Source organism: Pseudovibrio sp. FO-BEG1, assembly GCF_000236645.1.
In the GTDB taxonomy this organism is placed as follows: Bacteria; Pseudomonadota; Alphaproteobacteria; order Rhizobiales; family Stappiaceae; genus Pseudovibrio.
The window spans coordinates 3,574,034-3,599,473 of record NC_016642.1 but is presented as its reverse complement, the minus strand read 5'-3'; the positions used below and the strand labels follow the sequence as shown (position 1 = coordinate 3,599,473).

Sequence of the window (25,440 nt, the reverse complement as noted above, 5' to 3'; positions counted from 1 at the left end):
AAACTGACATGACTACGCAAACTAATGATCTTGGTGTCGCTGTAATTGGGATGGCTGGACGATTTCCGAAAGCCGATACGACAGCGCAACTATGGGAAAACATTAGATCTGGGCGGGAGTGTATATCCGAGTTTACAGAGGAAGAAGTGATTGCATCTGGCGTCTCACCTGAGATCGTACGACGTCCGGATTACCTACGTCGCAAGGGCGCAGTCTCTGACATTGATCGGTTCGATGCGCCATTCTTCTCTATTTCTCCTCGGGAAGCTGAGTTAACCGATCCACAGCACCGTCTCATGTTGCAATGTGCTTGGAATGCGATGGAGGATGCTGGTTACGATCCCACTTCGTACCAGGGCGACATCGGTGTGTTCGCTGGGAAAAGCTTAGATTCTTATTTGATGCTCAATGTGTTGCCAACTTTCAAGAAGGTTTTCTCTTCGGGAAGTCTTCAGGCCGCAATCGGCAATGATAAAGATAGTATGACCACCCAGATCGCCTATCATCTAAATCTGACTGGGCCGGCCATCACCATTCAAACGTCTTCGTCGACTTCGCTCGTGGCAGTGTGCAGTGCTGCCCAAAGTCTGCTTACATGGCAATGTGATTTGGCACTTGCCGGTGGTGTGACGCTCGGACCACCAATTCACAGCGGATATCTGGCACAAGAAGGCGGCATCACATCTCACGATGGTCATTGTCGAGCGTTTGATGCGGCCAGCTCTGGTTTCGTACCTGGCACGGGTCTTGGTCTTGTTGTGTTGAAACGACTAGATGATGCAATCCGTGACAATGACTCCATTATATCAGTAATTCGCGGCTTCGCCGTCAACAATGATGGTTCCCAGAAAGTCAGCTATACTGCACCGAGTGTCGACGCACAGGCTCGAGTTATTGCGCGTGCGCATGCAATGGCAGGTTGGACAGCGGATGAGCTGTCTTATGTCGAAGCCCACGGAACGGGTACACGCATGGGAGACCCCATTGAGGTCTCCGCTCTAACAAACGCCTTTCGCAAGACAACCGATAAGACATCGTTTTGTTGGCTAGGCTCTGTGAAGTCCAACATTGGCCATCTGGATACTGCTGCTGGCGTGACAGGGTTGATCAAAGCCTCATTGAGTATAAAGCATGGAGAAATTCCTGCTTCAGTGAACTATGCGACACCAAACCCTGCATGTAACTTCGAAAGCTCTCCTTTTAAAGTTGTACAGGAACTTACCCCATGGGTACCGGATAGTGGTGTGCGTCGGGCTGGCGTGACTTCGTTGGGTATGGGGGGCACAAATGCCCATGTTGTATTGGAACAAGCGCCAGAGCGGTCTAAGTGCGAAGCCAGGCAGCTAGCGCTTCCCTATATCTTGTCAGCGCGCAGTGAAACCGCGTTGGCCAGGCAGATCGACCTTCAAGGCAAAGCTCTTTCAAGACGAGATTCTGCTCAACTTCTGCCTCAAGATGCAGCTTTTACTCTGGCTGTTGGCCGTAAGGCGATGCCCTGGCGTGCAGCAGTCGTAGCCCGCTCTATCCAGGAGGCTGGCAACAAGTTCCTGACTGGAGACAGAAACGAGATTTACCTTGGTCAACCGGGACTGGTCAGCCCCTTAGCCTTTTTGTTCACGGGGCAGGGGAGTCAGTATCCGGCAATGGGTGCAGATCTTTATAAGCATGATGCTGACTACCGCGATGCATTTAACAGTGCAGCTGAAGCCATAGCCGCCGCCGAGGGGCCGGATTTGAGGAATGGGCTTTATGGTGATGAAGATGTGAGATTTAGTGGAGATCAGCTTGCGCAAACTCACCTGACCCAACCCGCGTTGTTCGCTGTGGAGTATGCACTTGCGATGGCATGGTTAGCGCGTGGCATAACACCCGGTGCATTGATTGGCCATTCATTGGGTGAGTGGGTAGCGGCGGTCGTGGCAAATGTTATGTCTTTGGAGACTGCTGCACGTCTGGTTATTGTTCGTGCGAACGCGATGGCAACTGCACCATCGGGTGCGATGCTTTCCATCCGGGCGGATGCCAGCCAGATCCAGGATAAGCTTATTGAGAACGTTGAGCTTGCAGCCGAAAACGCTCCTGGGCTTTGTGTTGTTGCTGGTCCTTCTGAAGTGATTACCGATTTTGAGCAAAAACTGGATCAACTAGGTATCCGTCATAGCAGGCTCAAAACCTCTCATGCCTTCCACTCAGCATCAATGATAGGTGCTGCAACACAGTTGCGAGACGCAATGGAGGGGCAGACGCTCCATCCGCCAGTTTATCCGATTTATTCAACGGCGCTTGGTCGGCTGGCTCGGTCCGAAGAGCTAACAGATTCCACCTACTGGAGTGCGCAGGTGCTTAAGCCTGTTTTGTTCCAAAAAGCGTTGATGGCAGCTTTGGAAGATCTGAACTGTAACATGCTGGAGGTAGGACCGGGTAACGCATTGTCTTCGATGGGAGTGCTTTGTGCAGGTACGACAATCGCTCCCATTACATCGCTCCCGCAAATCACAGAACTACAGTCTGCTTTGGATCACAATATGACGGCAATGATCCAATTGTGGACCATGGGGTATGATCTGAGTTGGGAGGTTGTTTTTAAAAATCAGAAATGTGGGCGTGTCTCACTACCTGGTTACAATTTTGACAAGCATCGATATTGGATCGCAAGTGAAGAAGAGCAATGTGGGCACGATGGCGAGTCCACTGATTGGGATACAGATCAGGCTGCTGCCTCTACCACATTGTCAATGTCTGCTGCAAAGAGCCCAAGACCTAAGTCACTCTCAACAACTTTTGAGCCTGTGGCGTCCGAACTAGAAGCGAAAATCAGTGAAATCTTCGAGGATCTTCTAGGGATCTCCGGGATTGGTCGCACCGATGATTTCTTTGAACTTGGCGGCCATTCTCTGATGGCGTCGATGATGATAGCACGCCTTGCAGAGTTGCATGGCATCTCGCTTGATACCCAGACATTCTTCACAGCACCAAATATTGCAGATCTGACTGCTGAACTTGAGAAACGCGGCAAGGCAGGGAGTACTTCTCTTGTTGAGAGTTTGCTTACAGACTTTGAAGTTAGTTCTGAGCTGTTGGAACACGCACAGCAGCCAGAGGAGGTCGCAAAATGACGACATCTCCTCCTCTGTCTGTCGCGGATCGCTTGGTCGCGTTGCCTAAGGATAAGCGCAAGGCTTTCTTTTTGAAGTTGCTGGAAGAAGGTGGCTCTCTTGCATCGCTTCCAATCGCCCGTCTACATCAAGACGAAGAAGTGCAGCTGTCATTTGAGCAAGAGCGCCTTGCGATACTTGATCAGCTTGACCCAGATGCCTGTGACTATGTTCTCTACCAGGGCTTCCGAATTTCGGGCATGTTGGATGTCGACGTGCTTATCCAGGTTTTTGAAAATCTGATTCAGCGTCATTCGAGTCTACGTATACAAATTGATCTTGAAAAAGAAACACTGACGCAGCGTATTCGTCCCCACATTGGTGTGCCGCTCACAGTTCATAACTTGTCTGGTGACCAGTTCAATTTGTTAGAAAATGCGGCAGTTGGTATCGCAAGCAAGCCAATTCCGTTGGCCGAAGCTCCGCTGTTCAGGATTGACTTTCTAACGAATGATGGACCAGATCAGCTGCTTTTACTAAGGATCCATCATGTGATCGCTGATGGCCTATCATTGGCAATCCTGTTTCGACAAGCGATGACGTCATATGATGCGCTGGTCCGCGGACAAGCTCTGGAGCCTATAAAGGCGGAGCGGGCTAGCCTTGTTGATTTCGCGAACTGGCAGCGTAGCTGGTCTGATGGAATGCGCGCCTCGACCTTTGCCACTAACTGTGCAGAGGCTTTCCATAGCGCACCTGTGCAATCCATGTTGCCCCCAGATCAACCCGCACCTACGGGATCAATAACCACGCAGAAAGGGCGACGTCTTCGGCGTCTAATCGATCCAAGTCTGACGCAAAAGATTGAGGCAACAAGCCGAAGTGCGAAGACGGGCATGCACGCCGTTTTTCTTGCAGCACACGCTCTCACACTGCGTGCCTTCACCGGGCAGGACAGGATTATCGTGGGGTCACCAGCCACTGGTCGCTTGCGTCCAGAAGTTGAGGAAACAGTAGGTTTTTTTGCAACCACCACGCTTTTGGATGTGGATTTGGCAGAAGCTGAGACTTTTGCAGATGCTCTTGGTCAAGCGGCAAAGAGCATCCATAACTCTGACACGTTCAAGTCGCTTCCGATGGAGATTCTTCGGGAGAAGCTAGTTGTTGACGGACAACTTGACGGCAATGTGCCGTTTCAGACTTTCTTGATTTCTCATGCGACGGCAAAGCAGAGTAAGTTTCGGATTGCCGACCAAGATTGGGAGATGATTGACCTTCACAATGGTAGTTGCAAGTTCGACCTGACCCTCGAGCTAATACCATCGGAGGGAGGGTATGAGGTAACGGCTGAGTTTGATGTAACACGATATTCTACGTATCTAATCGAACTTTACTTCGACACCTTCCTGGAAATGCTCAAGCAGATTGCGCATGCGTCGGACGTAACTTTAGAAGCTGTCTCAACCCCTATCGAAGACAAGACCCAAGCTCTCCTTACAAGATTGAACAAGACCACCGCACCCCGCAGTGATGCTGATTTGGTTCTTGCACGATTTGAGGACTCTGTTCGTCAATTTTCAACGGACGTGGCGATTGCATCTCCACATGAGACCTGGAGTTACTGCGACCTTGATGAGGCAAGTCGGCGGTTTGCAGAAAATCTGCGGAGGCGCGGTATCGGCACTGGCGATCTTGTTGCTGTGGAACTGGACCGCGAACCATTATTGATCGCAGCAATGCTTGGCATCTGGCGGTTGGGTGCGGTCTATTTGCCCCTTGACCCGTATAACTTGCCGGAGCGCACAGACATTGTTTTGAACCTTGCTAAGCCATCGCTGATTGTCAGCCGCAATGCGCATGCATCGTTCAATGTCGCTGATCCACACGAGTTGACCTCGGGCACGGTTGAAACAGCTGAAGTGGATGAACTGCCGAGCTCCTCAGATACGGCTTACGTAATCTTTACGTCTGGCAGCACTGGAACGCCTAAAGGCGTCTGCATACGCCATGGCAACCTTGCTAACTTCCTGTCCTCAATGGCTCATCAACCAGGCTTGACGTCAAAGGACCGCCTTTTGTCCGTCACGACCCCAAGCTTTGATATTTCCCTTTTGGAGTTCCTATTGCCGTTATGTGTTGGTGCATGCGTCGAAATGGCTCCTCAGGATATTGTTAGCGATGTTTTTGAGTTACGGGCATTTATTGAGCAATGCCGCCCAACGGTGATGCAAGCAACGCCGTCTCTTTGGCAAATGTTGGTAACAAGCGGATGGCGTGCTGACAGTACACTGCGTATCTTGGTCGGTGGAGAACCATTGCCATTGTCTTTGGCGCAGGCGCTGACGAGCACAGGTGCCGAATGCTGGAACATGTATGGCCCGACTGAAACAACAATTTGGTCGTTGTGCTGCAAAGTAGAACCGTCTGACACGAGTATCTCAATTGGTGCGCCCATCGATAATACGAGTATTCGCATCATCGATGATCTGGGACGACAAGTACCTATTGGAGTGACTGGAGAGCTTTGGATTGGAGGAGCCGGGCTTGCGGCAGGCTATAAAGATCGCCCAGACCTGACAGACAAACAGTTTATGAGTTGCGGTGAACCAGCCGCTAGGTGGTATAAAACCGGTGATCGGGTGTGCCTGACATGGGATGGCAACATTGTATTTAAGGGACGCCAGGACAATCAACTTAAGATCCGCGGGCATCGGGTTGAGCTAGGGGATATTGAAACCAGCCTGATCGCGCATCCTGAAGTGTCGTTTGCTGTTATAAGGCCGCAAGAGGTAGACAGTGGCAATGTCCGATTGACTGCCTTTATCGAACCCGTAATCGGCACGGACACAGCCGATCTTCATCCTCGTCTGGTCCAATATACGACTGAGCATCTGCCCGATTACATGCGCCCGGCGCGTTGGAGATTTGTCGAAGCATTCCCTAAGAACTCAGCTGGCAAAATCGACCGAGCCGCGCTGGATGGACAAGAACTTGCTTCAGCAAATGTTGCGACCACAACGCAAGCACCAGAAACTGGAACTGAACTGTCCCTTGCTGCGATTTTGCAGCACTTGCTTTCATTAAAGACCCTTGATCGGCATGCGGATTTTTTTGCCATTGGTGGGCACTCTCTTTTGGCAGTCGAGTATCTTGTCCAAGTGCGCGCAGCATTGGGAGTGAAAGTTCTTCTCAAGGATCTACTCAGGAACCCAACTATTGCGTCTTTGGCATCACATATCGATGAAGGCCAAGCAGCTGGTGACTTGGCCCAGATCCAAATAGAGCATACGGATTATGGTTCTTTACGTCATATAAGTCAGCCGGATATCGATTTTCCGCTCACCGATGTTCAGCGTGCATACTGGTCTGGGCGTCAGCTTGGTGCCAATGGAGCTAAAGTTTCCTCGTTTGTTTATCAGGAGTTTGAGAGCCGGTCGGTGGATCTCAAACAGTTAGAAAATGCTTGGAACAGGTTGATCAAGCGTCAGGATATGTTGCGGGCAATCGTCACCCAAGACGGTCAACAACGGATTTTGTCGGATGTTTCGCATTACCCTATTCCAGTTGAAGATCTGAGCACCACACTAGTCGAGGTGCGAGAAGAAAAGCTGCAGCACAAGCGTGCCCGTTTGCGGCGGGGATGCGAGACGATTGATACTTGGCCTCTTTTCTCACTGGAAGCGACGGTGTTGCCTGATGGCATGGTGCGATTGCATTTCGGGATAGATCTTTTGATCGCTGATGCTGCGAGTTTGAGCATTATCGCTGAGGAGTTGATACTGCTTTACGAAGAGCAAGATGTGAAGCTGACGCCACTACCATTTTCTTTTAAAGATCATGTGCTGGCTTCACAACACGCGGTCCAGAAGCAAGATCTAACTGCTGCGGAGTGTTGGTGGGATGCCTCTATTGCGACCTTCCCGGCAGGTCCAGAGTTGCCTACACGCGATGACCAATTGGCTCTTCAAAGCACCACGTTTCGTCGTCGAAGTCACTGCCTCAATGGAAAAAACTGGGCTGCCCTTCGCAGCTCTGCTCAACGTATAGGTGTAAGTGCAACCAGTCTCCTGCTGTCGGCCTTCTCGCATGTTCTGAGAAGGTGGAGCCGCGCGCCTGAGTTTGCACTAAATCTCACTGTGTTCAATCGGCCGCGAGTCAAAGGGGCAGATACACTGATCGGTGACTTCACCGACATCCTTTTGCTTCCGGTAGATTTGAAGACAGTTACCAGTGTCAGATCGGCGGCTTTACAAATTCAAGACAGGCTCTGGGAGGCCCTTGACCACGCAGCCCTGTCTGGTGTGCGCGTCACGGAGAAACTCATCCGTGCAGGACGGCTCAGAGCCCCTTTGCCTGTTGTATTCACCAGTTTGCTTGACCAGCCGAAACAAGACACGAATGCGGCGATATCTGCATTGGGTGTTGAGACTGTCTACACTATCAGTCAGACCCCGCAGGTTTGGCTTGATCATCAGGTTATGGAGCGAGACGGGTGTCTTTATCTAAACTGGGATGCAGTTGAGGAGTTATTTGACGCGCGCATTCTGGATGAGATGTTTGCATCCTATGTTGCGCTTCTTGAAGGATTGGCGCTGGACCCGACCTTGTTGGAAGCGGCTGATTTACCGCGGTTGCCCGCGGTTGCGTTGCCGGTGGCCGAGAGCGCTCTCCCAGTTGCAAGCCTACATGATGGGCTGGCGCGATATGCGGTTGAGACACCAGAGGCAGTGGCTATCTGGCAGGCGGATGCAAAGGGTGGCTGCGCATTTGAGGTCAGCTATGATCAGTTGCATCGGGCGGCGAACAAGGTGGCCACGGTTTTGCGTGCAGGTGGTCTTGCGCGGGAAGAGTTTGTGGCCATCATCATGGACAAAGGGTGGGAGCAGAGTGCTGCAGCACATGGCATTTTGCGCGCTGGCGGAGCCTATCTTCCCATCGATCCTGAGGTGCCACCGCAGCGTCGTGCTGAGTTGCTCGCAGCGGCCGGTGTGCGCCAGATTCTCACACAGCCCTGGCATCTGGGTTCTCTGCAACGCGACTTGGCAAACCGACCAGGGGCGGTGGAGACGCCAGTATTACAGGCGCTCGACATAAGTTGGCAATGCCATGATGCTCCCTTCGCAGAGGTAGTGGCCACGCCCGATCAGACAGCCTATGTGATCTTCACCTCCGGTTCGACAGGCTCGCCCAAAGGTGTCGTGATCGCACACCAGGCTGTCATGAACACCATTGAAGATATCTGCGTGCGACGCTGCCTGACGTCAAATGATGGTGTGTTCGGCCTGTCATCACTCAGCTTCGATCTCTCCGTGTTCGATCTGTTCGGCACGAGCGCGCGGGGTGCACGCCTTGTGCTGCCGCATCCTGATGGTTTGAAGGATCCACGCCACTGGGGCCGTGTTCTGCGTGCTGCGGGTGTGACAGTCTGGAACTCGGTTCCGGCTTTGTTGCGCATGCTGGTTGCACACGAGCAAGACAGTGAAGCGGCTTTCCCAGAGCTGCGCGTTGCGATGCTGAGCGGCGATTGGATTCCGCTTTCACTGCCCGAGCAAGCTTGGCAGAGCCTTAATTCTGATCTGCAAATTATCTCGCTGGGTGGGGCGACAGAAGCCTCGATTTGGTCGATTGAATATCCGATTGAGACAGTGGATCCAACCTGGCAGAGCATTCCTTACGGGACTGGGCTGACCAACCAGCCAATGCGTGTTGTTGGTCACCGGCTGGATGAGTGCCCGACCGGTGTGATTGGTGAAATCGTGATCGCAGGTGTTGGACTAGCCAAGGGGTATCTCGGGCGTCCGGATTTGACCGAGCAGAGCTTTGTCACTCACGCTGATACTGGTGAGCGGCTCTACAAAACCGGTGATCTTGGCCGCTATACAGAAACGGGTCTTATCGAGTTCCTTGGCCGCAAAGACACCCAGGTCAAAGTCAACGGATACAGAATTGAACTGGGGGAAATCGAAACAATCCTCGAAAGGCATCCAGACATCGCCCAGGCGGTGGTGGTTCCAACAGAGGCAAGTTTGATGGCCTTTGTGTCTCCTGAAAATCAAAGCACACCCACAAAAGAGGTTTTGGGATCTTGGGTGGATTACCTGCGTAACCGGTTACCTGTCTACATGGTCCCACGCGCCCTAATACCGATTGAGACATTACCTGTAACAAGGAATGGAAAAGTGGATCGCAGAGCTCTTGCCGCCAAAGCAACCTCCCATACTCAGACTGAAGAAAAGACGATGCTGTCCACCACTACGGTGTCTGCGGGGAACGCGATCCAAAAGAAGCTCATGAACATTGTGGCTGATGTTTTAAATCGAGATCGGGTTGGACTTGATGACAACTTCTTTGATCTAGGCGGTGGATCGATCGAGATTGTTTTGATCCATCGCCAGCTGGAAGGCCAGTTTGATACTGAAATCCAGATTACCGACCTGTTCCGGCTTGGAACCATTCGGCGAGTTGCCGATCACCTGTCCAACAATGCCGATCCGTCCGATCAAATTACATCAGTCAAAGCGCAAGCGAAGACACGAGGCGAGCGACGTAAGGAAGTTGGTCGCCGTCGCCGATCATCGCAAAAGGCGAAATATGCAGTCAAGGCGAGGAATGAGCCATGAGCTTCAACGATACTGACATCGCGATCATAGGCATGAACTGCCGGTTCCCCGGCATTGATGGGTTAGATGCGTTTGAAGCCTGCCTTCGTGATGGAAGAGACATGTTGGCCCCAGTTGTTCAAGAGCTTGAAGGCGGTGGACGGCGGGTAATTTTGAACGCCACAGTTCCCGGATTAAAGGCGTTTGATGCCGATCGGTTTGGTTATACTCATCAGGAAGCACGCATCGCTGATCCTCAACAAAGGCTGTTTCTCGAGACTGTTTGGGAAATGCTGGAAATGGCTGGTTATTCGCCAAAACACATCCAGCCGACCACCGGGATATTTTCGGGCGTTAGCACCAGCTATTACTTGCTCTACCATCTGCTGGGGCATTCGAGTGAAGTTCGAAACTCGAGTGATTTGCAGGTAATGATCGGTAATGACAAAGATCATTTGACATCGCAGATAGCTTATCGTTTGGACCTGACTGGGCCAACGGTAACCGTTCAGGCTAGTTGTGCGACTTCCCTCGTCGCAACCCATCTTGCTTGTGAGAGCCTAAACAGTGGGCAATGTGATCTGGCGATTTCGGGGGGTGTTTCGCTGCGAGTGCCCTCCCAAAAAGATTATGACTTTCAACCTGGTGGTCTTTTGTCAGAAGATGGGGCGATCCATGCCTTCGATGCCAATGCCAGTGGCACCGTTTACAGCAGCGGCGTGGCAACGCTTTTGTTGAAGCGTGCCGAAGATGCCGTTCAAGATGGAGACCAAATCTTTGCGCTTATTTCTGGCTCAGCGATAAACAATGACGGCGCGCAACGCGTTGGGTACACGGCACCTGCCGTTAATGGGCAGGTCCGAGCCTTGATGGAGGCTCAGGAGGTTGCAGATGTCAATGCCCGAGACATTGCCTATATCGAAGCACACGGAAGCGGAACGCCATTAGGTGACCGTATTGAGTTGGATGCTTTGTATGAGGCTTTCCAACAGTCCAACTCTGCGACCATTGAAGCAGGCTCTTGCGGGCTGGGGTCGGTCAAGACAAACATTGGGCATTGTGAAATGGCGGCGGGAGCAGCGGGCCTGATAAAGACAGCATTGTCTTTGAAGTCAGGCAAGCTGTTTCCAAGCTTGCATTTCGAGACGCCTGCACAGGAATTGATGCAGGATGGGTCCCCGTTTTACGTGAATGACCAGCTATGCGATTGGCCCGTAGATCGTCCGCGGATTGCGGGCGTGAGTTCCTTTGGACTTGGTGGGAACAATGCGCACGCGATCCTAAGAGCTTACGATCCATCCGAGAGCACGCCCCAAGATATGGCTGAAGAACAGCCAGAACTGCTTGTTCTATCGGCCCGCAATCAAGATCAGTTCAGCACATACGAACGCTCTTTGATTAGTGCTGCAGGGACACTGGATCGCAGTGATGTTGCTCACACACTACGTGTCGGTCGCGAAGCGGACCCATTTCGCAAAGCAGTGATTTGGAGGCAGGGCCAGTCAATTGCCGATGCATTGACCCATGCGGATGTTATAGCGTCTGCTGAAAAGCAGATCGTTCTGTTGCTTTCTCCTGATGCCGCTTTGAGCGATGAGTGCGTAATAAATTTGTGTCGTCTCATGCCAGAAGTTTTGGATCAAATGCCAGAGCTTGTGACTGAACATTCGCTCAAAGATTATCCCAACTGGACGCCAGAGCGCCGCATCGCCTTCTCTACGTCTGTTATTTTTGCGTTTTTGGACCAGTTGGAGTGCACACCAGCTGCAGTGCTGTTCGCAGGCAATAAAGACGATGCTACTGCGTTATGGTCGTTTTTGATGAGGCAAGTCGAAGAGCGGCCGTGCTTTTACTGCAATGAGACTGGCTGGGTACCGGTAACAGGTGACAGTGTGTTCGCTACGATAAGCGACGTCACACAGCAGTTGGAGATTACCAATCCGTTCATTTTAGGATTTGGCAGTAATGGCGATGTGCAAACGGACCAAGCCTTCTACCACTTCGAAGGACAGGCCTCTTATTCTGATCTCATCAGCAGTTTCGGACAGGCTTGGGCACACGGGGTACCAGTCAATTGGCAGAACTGGCCTGGTACACAAAATGCGCGCCGGATCAGGATTCCACGGCCCGAGTTCATTCGCAATGATTTTTGGATTGAGATGCCGGACGTCAACTCCAATGTTTTGGAGTCTAGCTCGAAGGATCGCTCGACGCAAAAATTGGCAGAGATGGACAGCCAAGGAGTTTTCGATTGCGTCAAGGAAACTTGGGAAGAAGTATTCGGAACCGAACTTGAGAACGAAGACGCCAACTTCTTTGAACTGGGTGGGCATTCGCTTTTAGCAGCACGTTTGATTACGTTGCTTCAGGAACGGTTGGGTGTCACCGTTCCGATGAGCGCTTTTTTCGAGACCCCAACAGTCGCGGGACTTGCTTCTGCGTGTCAGCAACAAGCTACGCAGAACAAAGTCTTCAGTCCTCAAGAGGTCGTGCAAGAACCGGATAATCTTAACAAACCCTTCGCGCTGACAGATGTTCAATTGGCGTATTGGGTTGGGCGTCAATCTTCATTGGCATTAGGTGATGTCGCCACGCACATCTATTTCGAGTTCGACTTACCTGACTTCTCACACGTCCAATTCGAGGATGCTGTGAACAAGGTGATTGCACGCCATCCAATGTTGCGTGCAGTGATCAAAGAAGACGGGACCCAGCAGATACTGGAGTCAGTTCCACGCTTTACGATTGAAGACATTCCGGCGGATGATTGGAATTCGAATGCCTTCCAAGCGGCGACCAAACGACTGCGGTCGAAAATGTCCCATCAGGTGACGGATTGTAGTCAATGGCCGCTTTTCGATATTCGCGCTGTGACGGTCGATAGTGGGCAAGCACGGTTACATGTGTCTTTTGATCTTCTGATTGCCGATGCCTGGAGTATCGAGCTCTTTATGCGCGAAGTTTCATATCTTTATCGGCAACCCAAGATCGATTTACCTGCATTGTCGTTTAGTTTTCGCGACCATGTTCTGACGAGTAAGAAAGCCGAAGAAAGCGAGGCGTTCCAAGCTGCTAAATCTTATTGGGAAGAGCGAATTCCAACGCTGCCGATGGGACCTGATCTGCCTCTGGAAACAGCCCCAGCATCGTTAACGGCACCGAAGTTTGTTCGCAGAACCAAAGTGCTCGATCGTCCCTTTGTCACCCGACTTCAGTCCTTGGCGTCGCAGAATGCGTTGACAATGACTGGGCTTATGATGAGCTGCTTCGCTAGCGTTCTGGCGCGGTGGAGCCGCGATCCGCATTTCTGTATCAATCTCACGCTCTTCAATCGCCCAACTGTGCACCCCGACATTTTGGAGGTGATCGGAGACTTCACCACGTTAAACATCATGGAAATCGACTTTCGTGGTGATGGCAGCTTTCTCGACAATGCACAAAAGGTGCAACGTCAGATCTGGCAAGACCTTGATCACCGGTTGTTCAGTGGTGTGCAGGTGTCGCGGCGACTGACCAAACGCAATGGTTCAGCGCAGGAAAGCGTGATCCCTGTAGTATTCACCAGTCTGCTTAATCAAGATAGCGTTGATTGGGCTGATGAGACGAATGACACCCTGGGAGCTGATAACTTCTACACTATCAGCCAGACCCCGCAGGTTTGGCTTGATCATCAGGTTATGGAGCGAGACGGGTGTCTTTATCTAAACTGGGATGCAGTTGAGGAGTTATTTGACGCGCGCATTCTGGATGAGATGTTTGCATCCTATGTTGCGCTTCTTGAAGGATTGGCGCTGGACCCGACCTTGCTGGAAGCGGCTGATTTACCGCGGTTGCCCGCGGTTGCGTTGCCGGTGGCCGAGAGTGCTCTCCCAGTTGCAAGCCTACATGATGGGCTGGCGCGATATGCGGTTGAGACGCCAGAGGCAGTGGCTATCTGGCAGGCGGATGCAAAGGGTGGCTGCGCATTTGAGGTCAGCTATGATCAGTTGCATCGGGCGGCGAACAAGGTGGCCACGGTTTTGCGTGCAGGTGGTCTTGCGCGGGAAGAGTTTGTGGCCATCATCATGGACAAAGGGTGGGAGCAGAGTGCTGCAGCACATGGCATTTTGCGCGCTGGCGGAGCCTATCTTCCCATCGATCCTGAGGTGCCACCGCAGCGTCGTGCTGAGTTGCTCGCAGCGGCCGGTGTGCGCCAGATTCTCACACAGCCCTGGCATCTGGGTTCTCTGCAACGCGACTTGGCAAACCGACCAGGGGCGGTGGAGACGCCAGTATTACAGGCGCTCGACATAAGTTGGCAATGCCATGATGCTCCCTTCGCAGAGGTAGTGGCCACGCCCGATCAGACAGCCTATGTGATCTTCACCTCCGGTTCGACAGGCTCGCCCAAAGGTGTCGTGATCGCACACCAGGCTGTCATGAACACCATTGAAGATATCTGCGTGCGACGCTGCCTGACGTCAAATGATGGTGTGTTCGGCCTGTCATCACTCAGCTTCGATCTCTCCGTGTTCGATCTGTTCGGCACGAGCGCGCGGGGTGCACGCCTTGTGCTGCCGCATCCTGATGGTTTGAAGGATCCACGCCACTGGGGCCGTGTTCTGCGTGCTGCGGGTGTGACAGTCTGGAACTCGGTTCCGGCTTTGTTGCGCATGCTGGTTGCACACGAGCAAGACAGTGAAGCGGCTTTCCCAGAGCTGCGCGTTGCGATGCTGAGCGGCGATTGGATTCCGCTTTCACTGCCCGAGCAAGCTTGGCAGAGCCTTAATTCTGATCTGCAAATTATCTCGCTGGGTGGGGCGACAGAAGCCTCGATTTGGTCGATTGAATATCCGATTGAGACAGTGGATCCAACCTGGCAGAGCATTCCTTACGGGACTGGGCTGACCAACCAGCCAATGCGTGTTGTTGGTCACCGGCTGGATGAGTGCCCGACCGGTGTGATTGGTGAAATCGTGATCGCAGGTGTTGGACTAGCCAAGGGGTATCTCGGGCGTCCGGATTTGACCGAGCAGAGCTTTGTCACTCACGCTGATACTGGTGAGCGGCTCTACAAAACCGGTGATCTTGGCCGCTATACAGAAACGGGTCTTATCGAGTTCCTTGGCCGCAAAGACACCCAGGTCAAAGTCAACGGATACAGAATTGAACTGGGGGAAATCGAAACAATCCTCGAAAGGCATGAAAAAATCCGACATGCCAAAGCGATGGTACGGGACACAGGGGAGGGCGTAAGCCTGGTTGCCTTTGTGGAAACCGATGAAGATACTTCTACCCATAAGGTAGATCCGACGATCATAACTGATCCTGGTGCACGGCTTGCTTTCAAACTTGAACAACGCGGTATCCGTCGGCTCAAGGGTGAACGTCATGCCTTTGGTGTTCCTGAGGACACTGACACACGTTTTGTGCGGCGGAGAAGTTGTCGCAACTACGCAGATCAAATAGTCACGAAAGAACAACTGGGCGAAGTTCTTCGCTCGCTATCACAACGCCATTTCGACCGTCTGCCCTTTCCCAAGTATCGATATGGTTCAGCAGGTGGATTGTACCCGGTTCAAACCTATGTGGGTGTCCATTCTGGCAAAATCCAGGATGTGCCCGCAGGTCTTTACTACCATGATCCTAGGACCAATGAGCTGGTTGCCACGGGTGAACGATCAAGTGGCATTGTGGCAGGTCAGGCTGGACCAAATGTCTCGCTTATTGAGAGTGCATCGTTTGCTCTTTATTTTGTCTGCGACAAGTCGGCTATCGAACCTCTTTACGGTAAGGACCTGGGGGTGATGTTTGCCGCGATGGAGGTTGGTGCTATGTGCCAGCTTCTGGAAGACCAAGCTGCTGATCTTGAGTTGGGGTTCTGCCAGTTGGGCGCAATGAACGACCGAGATCTTCGTCGCGCACTGGATCTTGGGGATGGCTACATGCCCTTGCATTGTATCGTCGGTGGCTTTGTTCCAGCAGACCAACATGACGAGGAAGCGCTGATCCGGGATTTCTCCAGTTATGAGAAGCAACCGAAATCGGATGTAGCGGATCAGGATTTTGGCACTGAGTTGGCGGAGTTTCTGAAAGACAGACTTCCAAATTATATGGTTCCACAACGGGTTGTCTCGTGCCGACGGATGCCATTGACTTCAAACGGCAAGATCGACAACAAGGTCTTGATAGACCTGCTTGAAGATGAACAGCCTTCCAAGGAAGGCACTTCTGCTGCGCGCGAGATAGCGACACAAGAACCTGCACGGCATCAAGGTATAATCAAAAACGCTAATGATGCCGACGTCGAAGTGTTGGAAACCAAAGTTATTGGGTGGTGGACTGAGGCACTTGGTGGTCGGAATCTAAGATCTCAAGACAGCTTCTTTGATGCTGGCGGCACATCCCTTGAGCTAGTGCGGGTGCACCGGCTGATGGAGCAAGAGCTTGGGGCTGAAATTCCAATTGTAGACTTGTTCCGCTTAACGACGCCGCATGAGACGGCACTCTATCTGGCGGATTTGCAATCGCGCTCTGCAGAGGCTGAGCAGCTTGTTCAGAGAAGCGCAGAAACACATCAGTCTGTAAGACCTGAGAACCCAGCAAAAGCGAGCCGCTCGGCATTGTTGACGCGGCGTCATAATATGTCATCTGCACAGATGGAGGACGCGTAATGACATCGTCCAACATCTGGCAGTTGATGGAAGAACTTCGTCAAGGGCGGACCACGTCTCTTGAACTTGTTGAAACCTATGTACAGAACATTTCTGCGGCGAACTCAAAGCTCAATGCTATCAGCCAGTTGCGTCTCGATGAGGCGCGCAGAGAGGCAGAAGCAAGTGATGCCGCCCGAGCAAGGGGGCAGGCTCTAGGTGCTCTCGCTGGTATTCCTTGCACGGTGAAGGAGGCCTTTCACGTCGCCGGGCTTCGCAGTACGGCGGGTGCTAAGCACCTGGAAGATAACCTGGTGGAAGAAGACGCACCTGTGGTGGCAAAACTCAAGCACGCGGGGGCGATTGTGCTTGGGAAGACCAATATTCCAGCAATGACAGCTGATTGGCAGACTTATAACGACATCTTTGGCATTACTCGCAATCCGTGGAACATGGACTGTACAGCTGGTGGGTCATCAGGTGGATCTGCGGTGGCTGTTGCAAGCAATATGACCGCATTCGACATCGGTAGTGACTTATGTGGTTGTCTGCGAATTCCTGCGCATTTCTGTGGAGTTTATGCGCATCGTCCTAGCTATGGTCTCACATCGGTGCGGGGGCATATACCGGGTGATCCTGCCTCAGTCGTTGAACCTGATCTATGCGTATCCGGTCCTTTGGCGCGATCAGCACGGGACCTGACCTTGATCATGCAGGTGATGTTAGACCCCTGGATTGAAGCTCCTGAGTTCAAACCGTCAGTTGATCGTGAGCGCCCCTTACGAGTGTTGGTTTGGTTAGAGGCGCCGGCGCACAAGACCGACAGCGTCATGCGAGAGCACATAAAAGAGATGCTGGGGCGTATTGAGCCAACCGCGCATGTTGAACTGGTCTACGGAGCTCCGGCGGAGTTCGATCTTGATGAAATCATTGATCTTACCATGGTTTTGACTGGCCGCCTGATGTCTACGGCGAGTTCCCCCATTGGGCGTATGGCATCAGCAGTAAATGCACTTGGATTAAAGCTTTTCAACTCGAAGGACAAGCGGGCTGACTATGCTTGGTCGATTGCCAAAGGGCAGATTGGGGCTGATCGCGTTGATCGGGATCGTGCCGAGGTGAACGAGCGGGTGAATGCCTTCTTTGACCGGTTCGATCTTTTGGTGATGCCGGTGGCACCCGTCTGTGCATTCGAACACGATTTTAGACCATCCAACAAGCGCACGTTTGACGTTGATGGGCGGCCCATCGCCTACAATGAGCTCATGGTTTGGAATGCACTTGCGAGCGTTTTCGGGCTGCCGTCAACTATTATCCCTTTAGGGACAGGAGACAATGGGCTTCCCGTTGGCATTCAAGCCATCGCCAAGCGCTTTAACGACATTACAAGCCTGGATTTTGCTGAACGCGTAGAGGCCGTATTGCCAGCGAGCCCTGCCCCAAAGGAGTTTTTGCTATGAGTACTGCGCAATCAGAGAACATTGTCTCTCAGAGTGTTGATGGCGTGTACGAGGGGCCGCTTTTGCCCGTCATCATTCAGATGTCCGTTCCGATAGTGATCGGATTTCTAATCCAGGTCTTCTACAACATTGCGGATACGGTCTGGATCAGCATGATTGATCCATCAAACCCTGCGATTATTGCTGGGGTTGGCCTGGTCTTTCCGTTGGGAATGATATTGTTTGCGATCGGCAACGGTTTGCAAGTTGCGATGGGCTCTGTTTTATCTCGCGCGATTGGTGCACGTGAGGATGCTGCCACGCAGGAGCTCTTTGCAGTTGGCCTTTTACAAGCCTTGCTCATAGGTGCTCTCGTTCTGGCCCTTGCTTTGATTTTCGGAGAGCAACTGCTCGCCTTACTCGGCGCATCGGGAGAACTGGAAACTTACGCTCTAGAGTTTTTCATTTATTCATTGCCAGGCGTGGTACCAATCGTTCTGATTGGTACCTTGATGGGTATGCTACAGGGCCAGGGCCGCATGACGGCCATGATGCAGGCTGTCTTGATTGGATCGGTCGTCAACATCGTGCTCGATCCGGTGTTAATTTTCGTTTTCGACATGGGCGTAAAAGGTGCGGCACTTGCAACTGTGATCGCCCAGTTCATTGTAATGGCAAAACTGCTTTTGACGCTCGCGATGGAACCCGGTGAGCTGCGCCTGAAGCTGATCCCCGTAAAAGGAGGCTTTAGTCTTTCAAAGAGACTGTCGACCATCGGATCTGCTCAAATGTGGATCCAGATCATCATCGCTGGCAGCGTCCTGATCTACAATAGGTTTGTGATCGATGTCGATCCCATGGCGATGGCGGCATTCACACTTGTTGGTCGACTGGACTTCCTCATTATGATCCCGATGTTCGGGATATCCACGGCCTTGCTGACAATTGCTGGTCAGAACTGGGGGCGCAAGAATTACGACCGTGCGTTTGCTGTGCTCCGTATTGCGACGATTTTGGCGTTCGTGTGTGTTCTGGTTTTGGCACTGCTTCATATCCTGATTGCGCCCCTGATCTATCCGCTGTTTTCTCAGGTGCCCGAAGTTGTCAATTACGCAGTCCTGCAAGTGCGCATCATGGAGCTTTCGCTGCCCTTCATTGCGATTAGCCTTTGCGTTGCCGAGTTCCATCAGGCCATTGGCAAGCCTGCACCTGCTTTGATGCTGACGGTTATCCGGCATTTTGTCCTGTCGGTACCAGTCGTTTATGTGCTCATTTATATGCAGCAGATGGGGATTATGGGGGTTTACTTCGGAGCAATGTCGGGGACCTTCTTCGCCGCTGCGGTCGCCTATTACATGCGGTTTCGACTGGTCAGTGCTTACAGCAATGAAACCTCGATTCCAGCAATGGGGGATGCCTCATGACACATGCATCTCTCAGCCATGGGCAGCGGCGGGCTTTGGTGTCGCAAGAACTTCACCCTGACTCTGCCGTTAGTAACATTGGCGGCATCGTGCGCATTCATGGGCCTGTGGATGTGGCAAGACTTGAACAGTCAATCGAGGCAGCGCAGTCGGAGTTCGAGGCTTTTAGATTGTCCATTGAGGTCGAGGAACGAGACACTTTTCAAAAGCTGAATACTAGTCCGACTGGTGTGATCCAAACGGTAGATTTGTCTAACTTGTCGCTGTCGAAGGACGATACTTTCGATGCATGGGCCGAGGCAGAATTTCGCACGCCCTTGAAGGAGGGCGAGTATCACCATTTTTGCGTGTTCAAAACAAAGGATGGTGGGGGGTATGTCGTGCGAATGCACCATGTCTTCACAGACGGTTGGGCGATGTCCTTACTGACATCATTCATCGAGCGGGCATACCAATCCGAAACGCCAAAAGACTATCGAGAGAACGGTCCATCTTATCTATCTGTTCTGGAACGTCGCACGGACTACTTTTCATCCGACCGATGTGCTCGTGACAAAGAATATTGGTCAGGCAGGTTAGCTCAGCACAAACAGTCTTTACCGGTTTCAGCGGGCGCAATTGGCGGCCAAGGAGTACGCACTGTTTTCACGTTAAGTGATGCACAATCAGAGTGCTTCAGATCGTGTGCTAGTCGGCTAGATTTGTCCTTGAACCAACTCCTGCTTCTTCTACATGCAGTTTACCTTGGCCACCGTGACGGCGCAAATACCGGAGTGATAGGGTGTCCCCTGATGGATCGGCGTAGTCGAAGCGAACGCCAAACCTTCGGGATGATGACAACGCACATTCCGTTCACTTGGACTTTGGATCCAAGTGAGAGTTTTGAAGAGCTGGCAAAACGGATCAAACTTGATTTCGGGAATGCTATCCGTCATGGCCAGATGCCTCCCGAATGTATGCAGGATTCTATTCCGGTAGATAAACGCCATACGGGTCCGTTGTTTGATAGCTGCATCAATTATTACGCTTTTGGACACAACGCAGACTTCGCTGGCTTCCCGCAATCTGTCGAAGATTTCTATACTGGCTGCCAGACATTTCGCTATCAGATTGTCCTGCGTGAGAATCGAGATACTGATGTCATTCAACTGGTTTACGACGATGCGCCGGCGCAGGAGACACGTGCTGAGATCAAAGCACTACATGCTGGTCTCATGTCCCTTGCCGAGCAGGCTAACGACAATCCGGGTATGACGCTATCTTCGGCAAGGGTCCTATCAGCCGAGCAACTTGCGGCACGCAGGCAGTTGATGACTGGACCGAGTCGACACCTTTCACCCACAGCAGATGTTGTAGAAGCGCTACGCCATTTTGCCCGAACAACACCGGATGCGATTGCACTAAGGACCGATAAAGATGTGATTTCGTATCGGCAACTCGAACAGCATGTTGAAGCGATCGTACAGGATTTACATGACGCGGGTCTTGGTGAAGGTGCAACCGTTGGAATCCTTGTGCAACGAAGTCCACATACCGTTGCAGCACTTCTTGCGGTTTTGTGGCTCGGCGGTCGTTTTGTGCCTTTGAACCATGCATTTCCAATAGACCGTCTTGGTCATATGTGCGCGAAAGCAAAAGTTGACGCCATCTTACACGATCCCGGCGGTGCGACACTCGCCTTGAAACTTACAGACATCTGCATCCCTGTCGGTCTTAATAGGCTTAAAGCCCGAAGCAACCCGGTGCCATCACCGGTGAGAGGGAAGTCGGCCTATGTCTTGTTTACTTCTGGCTCGACGGGGTTGCCTAAGGGGGTGGAAATCAGCCGAGATAATCTTGATAACTATCTCCAGTTTTCATCGAGTGCTTATTATACAGCTGACGATTGCTCCGCCTTTTACACGCCCATCACATTTGATCTCACAATCACAGCTGTACTGTCACCGATCTCGGCGGGAGCGAGTATTCGGATATACGACGAAACGTTATCGGTCGCTGACATTTTTGAAGATATTGTTTCTGAGGCCCGTGTCACCACGCTCAAAATCACACCGTCACATCTCAAGATTTTGACGATGATCGAAGAGGGGCAATCGGCTTTGCGTCGGCTTGTCGTTGGGGGAGAAGACCTACGACAAAGTTTAGCGTCGCGTTCTGTAGATCGGTTTCCCAATAGTATCATTTACAATGAGTATGGACCAACAGAAGCAACAGTCGGCTGCATGATCTCGGTGTTTGACCCTAAAGGCCAGACAGAAAGCGTTCCGATAGGCGCCCCGATCGATAACATGCAAGTGCACATCCGAACACCCTGGGGCAGTGATGCACCAATAGGTGCGATTGGTGAAATAGTACTAGAGGGAGCATCCGTCGCACTTGGATATGTTGACGAGCCAGAACTCACATCCGCAAAGTTCTCACAAGCAGATCATATGCGCGGTGCAAGAATGTATCGTACTGGTGATTTAGCCAAGTTTCATGCAGAAGAGTCGTTGGTGTACCTTGGCAGGCGCGACCGTCAGATCAAGTTACTTGGAAACCGGATTGAGTTAGACGAAGTTGAAACTGCAGCATCCAATTGCCCGGGAGTAACACAGGCTGCGACGGTTGTTTTGCTCGATCATAACAGTGAGCCGAATGCTCTTGCAGTAGCCTTTACACCGTCCAGCATTGAGATCGAAACCGTGCGGGCATGTCTTGAGGCAGCATTGCCCAGCCAGATGATACCACATGTGTTTGTGGGATTAGACTGTCTGCCACTCACGAAAAATGGGAAGGTGGATACAGAGCGGTTAGCGAAGGAACTGGCTCCAAATGTACAAAGCACGTCTTCGATGGAAGAAAGCGAACTTCAAGTTCAAGTTCGTGAAGCCATTGAAGAGATCTTGAATGTGAAAGGCATCGGAGCTGACGAGAACCTATTCTTGTACGGTTTGGATTCCATCAAGAGCTTGCGTATTGCCGCGAAGCTACAACCCTTTGGCATGACATCGCCTGATATCCTGAAACTGGCATCATTGCGTGGCATAGCTATGAAGTGCTGCAGTCAGGCTCAGGTTGTAGATGACATTCCCCTGGGATCTTTGCCTCTTTGTTTGACGCCAGCCGCACAATGGTTCCTCAGTTGGAATGCACTGCGTCTGGACCGATATGCACAGTTCGCTATTGTGAATCTGAAAGAGCCTACGTCAATGGAAAGGGTCGCTGGAGCTGTCGCTAAACTCACCGAGAACCATGAAGCTCTGCGGCAGATTATTGATCAGCCAAATGATCAGGTAGGTCATAAGTTCCGGGCCACTTCCAATGTCCCGATTGTCGCGCTGGGAGAAGATCAAACACTTGAAAATGCAGTGGCGGCTGTCACCAGCAGCATCGATTTGGCCTCAGGGTGTTTGGTTGCCCTAGGCTCCTACGGAGCAACTAGCACACGCTTTCTCCTCGCAGTTCACCATCTTGCCGTCGACGCCTATTCTTGGCTCCTGTTGTTGCAAGAGTTGGATGCGATATTGAGCGGTACGGTTGCAAGCTCCGTTCCAAGTATGAGCGGTGAAGCATCCAATCGCGGTGCTTATCTTGAGAAGGTTGCGCGTGATTTACCACGTGCTCAAATTGAGGACTGGCATCGACTTGTAAGTGCTACTGGCCCGGCGTTTCAAAAGCAGATCAGCTGTCCATCTGAACAGCCCTTTACTCAAATGTCACGCAAGATCGCACTGAATGGAGTTGCGCTGGAAGGGCTTGCGCGAGATCTCTTTGGACTTAACGCAGAGACCTTGACGATTTCGGTTATTCTGAAAGCACTGTCTCATTGGACTACAACAGCATCATGTCAAATTGAACTGGAACGTACAGGTCGTACTGAGATTGCTGGTGTTCCATCCAATCTGAACGAAGTTGGCTGGTTCTCAGCGCTCTTCCCAATCGCGCCGCCCTCCTTCATGGGATCATGGGACCAGTGTTTTAGGAATGTCATCTCGCATTTGGCTGAGCTTCCGACGGCCCCAGAGCTCTTCGGTGCGTTGCAACAACTTATGCCGGAGAAGTTTAAATACCATCCGCAAGTTCGCCTCAACCCTCTTGGATCGTCTGTCGGTGTCGACTTAGAAAAGCTGACTGTTGATGCGAGGGACTGTGGTTTGCACAATGGAACAGGTATGCACAGTCAATGTGCTGCTGAGCTGGATGTTGCCTGGACATCCACTGAAGTTCTACTGCACTTGCGTGCGGATCCATTTGAAATATCTATTGAAAATCAGGAGCTTATACTTGAGCGTGTGGTTAGTGCGTTCAAAGAAGTTCATTTACATATTTCGCAACGGGGTGGGCGCGAAGCAAATATCTTAGACTTTGATGCCGTTGATCTGTCCGAAGATGAACTCGTGCTCTTGTTAGATGCAGCCTCAGAATTACGCGAGGTGGAGCGGAATGAAGCATGATATCGAAACACTGGCAAAACTAAAGATCGAACGCCATGAGCCACCGATCGAGGTGAAGGCCAAGAAACAAGCTTCTATTCTTCGAGATCTGATTGTTTTCCTCATTGGGACTGTGTCTGGGGCTGCAGGTCTGAGTTACATGGAAAGTGGTTTTGATCTTGAAAGCGCGTTCTTACAGCCCTTGGCGGTAGTGCCTGATACCGGATCGCAACCAACTAAAAATCAAGAAGCCAATGCAAAAGATGTTTCGGAGGAGCTTGCACCTTCTGCTGCAACGAAGGCTGCTGCATTTGTTCCTACGGCGGCCGCTTTAGAAGCGACCGGATATGTTCGTGCACCGCGACGCATTCAGGCAGTGCCACAGATCGGCGGCAAGGTTGAAGCCGTTTTTTTTGACATTGGCGAACACGTGGAAAAAGGCGACATCCTCGCTAGCTTAGACGACGAGTACGCTCAGATTGCGCACGATCAGGCCAAGTTAACGCTGAAGCGCGAACAAGCTGTCTTGTCCGAAACCAAACTGTCTTTGGAGCTGGCGGAAGCACAGCTGGAACGTAACCGCTTGCTGTCAAACAAAGGGCTACTCACATCGCGCACTCTGCAGGAGAGTGAGGTGGAAGTTGCTATTCTCAATACTCGGTTTCTAGCGCAGCAACAAGCGACCAAACTGGCTGATGCCAATCTTCGTTTGAAAGCATTAGACCTGAAGAAACACCTTGTTCGCGCAGCATTTTCTGGTGTCATTGTTGAACGCTTTGCAAGCCCAGGTGATTACGTATCCCCTACATCAAGTGCGACACAATCTGGTTCCAACCAAGGATTGGCAACCCTAGTGGATATCTCCAGTATCGATGCAGTGGTCGACGTATCTGAAAAACTCGTCTCACAAATCCAGCCAGGACAATCAGTTCTCGTGTCGGGAAATGGTGCTGATATTCCAGATATGCCGGGCCGTGTCAGCAAAGTCATTCCGATGGTCGACCGCGGACGGGCCACGGTCAAGATACTCATCAAACTGGATGAGTATGATGCTCGGTTTCTGGCCGATATGGGCGTCCGGGTTCGCTTTTTCTCATCCACCAATATATCCAATCAAGGACATTGAACATGACGAAGACAAATATTCGAATTCAAAACCTGTCCAAACACTTTGAGCAGGGCCAGGTTGAGACCCACATTTTCCAGGATCTCGATCTGAGTATCAAAGAAGGTGAATTTGTTGCCGTCATGGGGCCTTCAGGATCTGGCAAAACCACTCTGCTCAATTTGATTGGTGGTATCGATTCACCAGATGCCGGATCCGTTGTGGTGGACGGGCTTGATCTAGGCTCCGCATCCAAGAAGGAACTGGCGAAATTCCGTTCGCAGACCATCGGGTTTATTTTCCAGTTCTACAATCTGCTTCCCTTCCTGAATGCTGAAGACAACGTGGCGTTACCGTTGCAGCTGACAAGATTGAGTAGCAAAGAGAAGAGTGAGCGAGTAGCGCTGGCCCTAAACATTGTGGGATTGAGTGAGAAGGCAAAGTTCAAACCGAGCCAGCTTTCTGGCGGGCAAGAACAACGTGTAGCGATCGCACGAAGCATCGTGTCCGATCCGGCAATTTTGCTGTGCGATGAACCGACGGGCGACCTCGATCAGAAGACTGCAGATGAGATCATGGATTTGCTCTCTGCGTTGAGCGAAAGCCACAACAAGACGATCGTGATGGTGACGCATGACCCACGTGTTGCCCAACGCGCGTCACGCATCATTCACTTTGACAAAGCTGATCGTTTCACACGCATCGCCGAACCAGCGTAGCAGGAGGACACA

The 25,440-nt window shown here is 51.7% G+C and carries 8 protein-coding genes; all 8 read left to right on the top strand.

Going from position 1 to position 25,440, the window contains the following annotated elements; translation table 11 throughout:
* Positions 1-8: 8 nt before the first annotated feature.
* Genes PSE_RS16230 through PSE_RS16195 form a run of 8 tightly spaced genes read left to right on the top strand, consistent with a single transcriptional unit; the run spans position 9 to position 25,428 of the window.
* The gene (locus tag PSE_RS16230) at positions 9-3,116 is read left to right on the top strand and encodes a type I polyketide synthase (RefSeq protein ID WP_083841583.1); all 3,108 of its coding nucleotides are present in this window, start codon (positions 9-11) and stop codon (positions 3,114-3,116) included.
* Positions 3,113-9,715: a non-ribosomal peptide synthetase gene (locus PSE_RS16225; RefSeq protein ID WP_014285864.1), complete on the top strand. Its 6,603-nt coding sequence runs from the start codon at positions 3,113-3,115 to the stop codon at positions 9,713-9,715. The genes PSE_RS16230 and PSE_RS16225 overlap by 4 nt, the downstream gene beginning before the upstream one ends.
* Positions 9,712-16,347, top strand: coding sequence for a non-ribosomal peptide synthetase (locus PSE_RS16220; RefSeq protein WP_014285863.1), 6,636 nt, complete (start codon positions 9,712-9,714; stop codon positions 16,345-16,347). Before PSE_RS16225 ends, PSE_RS16220 begins: the two co-directional genes overlap by 4 nt.
* Positions 16,347-17,786: an amidase family protein gene (locus tag PSE_RS16215; RefSeq protein WP_014285862.1), complete on the top strand. Its 1,440-nt coding sequence runs from the start codon at positions 16,347-16,349 to the stop codon at positions 17,784-17,786. The genes PSE_RS16220 and PSE_RS16215 overlap by 1 nt, the downstream gene beginning before the upstream one ends.
* A complete protein-coding gene (locus PSE_RS16210; RefSeq protein WP_014285861.1) occupies positions 17,783-19,189 on the top strand; it encodes an MATE family efflux transporter in 1,407 nt (468 codons plus the stop codon). Before PSE_RS16215 ends, PSE_RS16210 begins: the two co-directional genes overlap by 4 nt.
* The gene (locus tag PSE_RS16205) at positions 19,186-23,625 is read left to right on the top strand and encodes an amino acid adenylation domain-containing protein (RefSeq protein ID WP_014285860.1); all 4,440 of its coding nucleotides are present in this window, start codon (positions 19,186-19,188) and stop codon (positions 23,623-23,625) included. The genes PSE_RS16210 and PSE_RS16205 overlap by 4 nt, the downstream gene beginning before the upstream one ends.
* Positions 23,615-24,730, top strand: coding sequence for an efflux RND transporter periplasmic adaptor subunit (locus PSE_RS16200; RefSeq protein WP_014285859.1), 1,116 nt, complete (start codon positions 23,615-23,617; stop codon positions 24,728-24,730). Before PSE_RS16205 ends, PSE_RS16200 begins: the two co-directional genes overlap by 11 nt.
* Positions 24,731-24,732: 2 nt before the next feature.
* Positions 24,733-25,428: an ABC transporter ATP-binding protein gene (locus tag PSE_RS16195; protein ID WP_014285858.1), complete on the top strand. Its 696-nt coding sequence runs from the start codon at positions 24,733-24,735 to the stop codon at positions 25,426-25,428.
* Positions 25,429-25,440: the final 12 nt, after the last annotated feature.

Bases quoted from the DNA above. Each gene is read 5' to 3' on its own strand.
- PSE_RS16195 (WP_014285858.1), top strand. From the start codon at position 24,733: ATGACGAAGACAAATATTCGAATTCAAAACCTGTCCAAACACTTTGAG.
- PSE_RS16200 (WP_014285859.1), top strand. From the start codon at position 23,615: ATGAAGCATGATATCGAAACACTGGCAAAACTAAAGATCGAACGCCAT.
- PSE_RS16205 (WP_014285860.1), top strand. From the start codon at position 19,186: ATGACACATGCATCTCTCAGCCATGGGCAGCGGCGGGCTTTGGTGTCG.
- PSE_RS16230 (WP_083841583.1), top strand. From the start codon at position 9: ATGACTACGCAAACTAATGATCTTGGTGTCGCTGTAATTGGGATGGCT.
- PSE_RS16210 (WP_014285861.1), top strand. From the start codon at position 17,783: ATGAGTACTGCGCAATCAGAGAACATTGTCTCTCAGAGTGTTGATGGC.
- PSE_RS16215 (WP_014285862.1), top strand. From the start codon at position 16,347: ATGACATCGTCCAACATCTGGCAGTTGATGGAAGAACTTCGTCAAGGG.
- PSE_RS16220 (WP_014285863.1), top strand. From the start codon at position 9,712: ATGAGCTTCAACGATACTGACATCGCGATCATAGGCATGAACTGCCGG.
- PSE_RS16225 (WP_014285864.1), top strand. From the start codon at position 3,113: ATGACGACATCTCCTCCTCTGTCTGTCGCGGATCGCTTGGTCGCGTTG.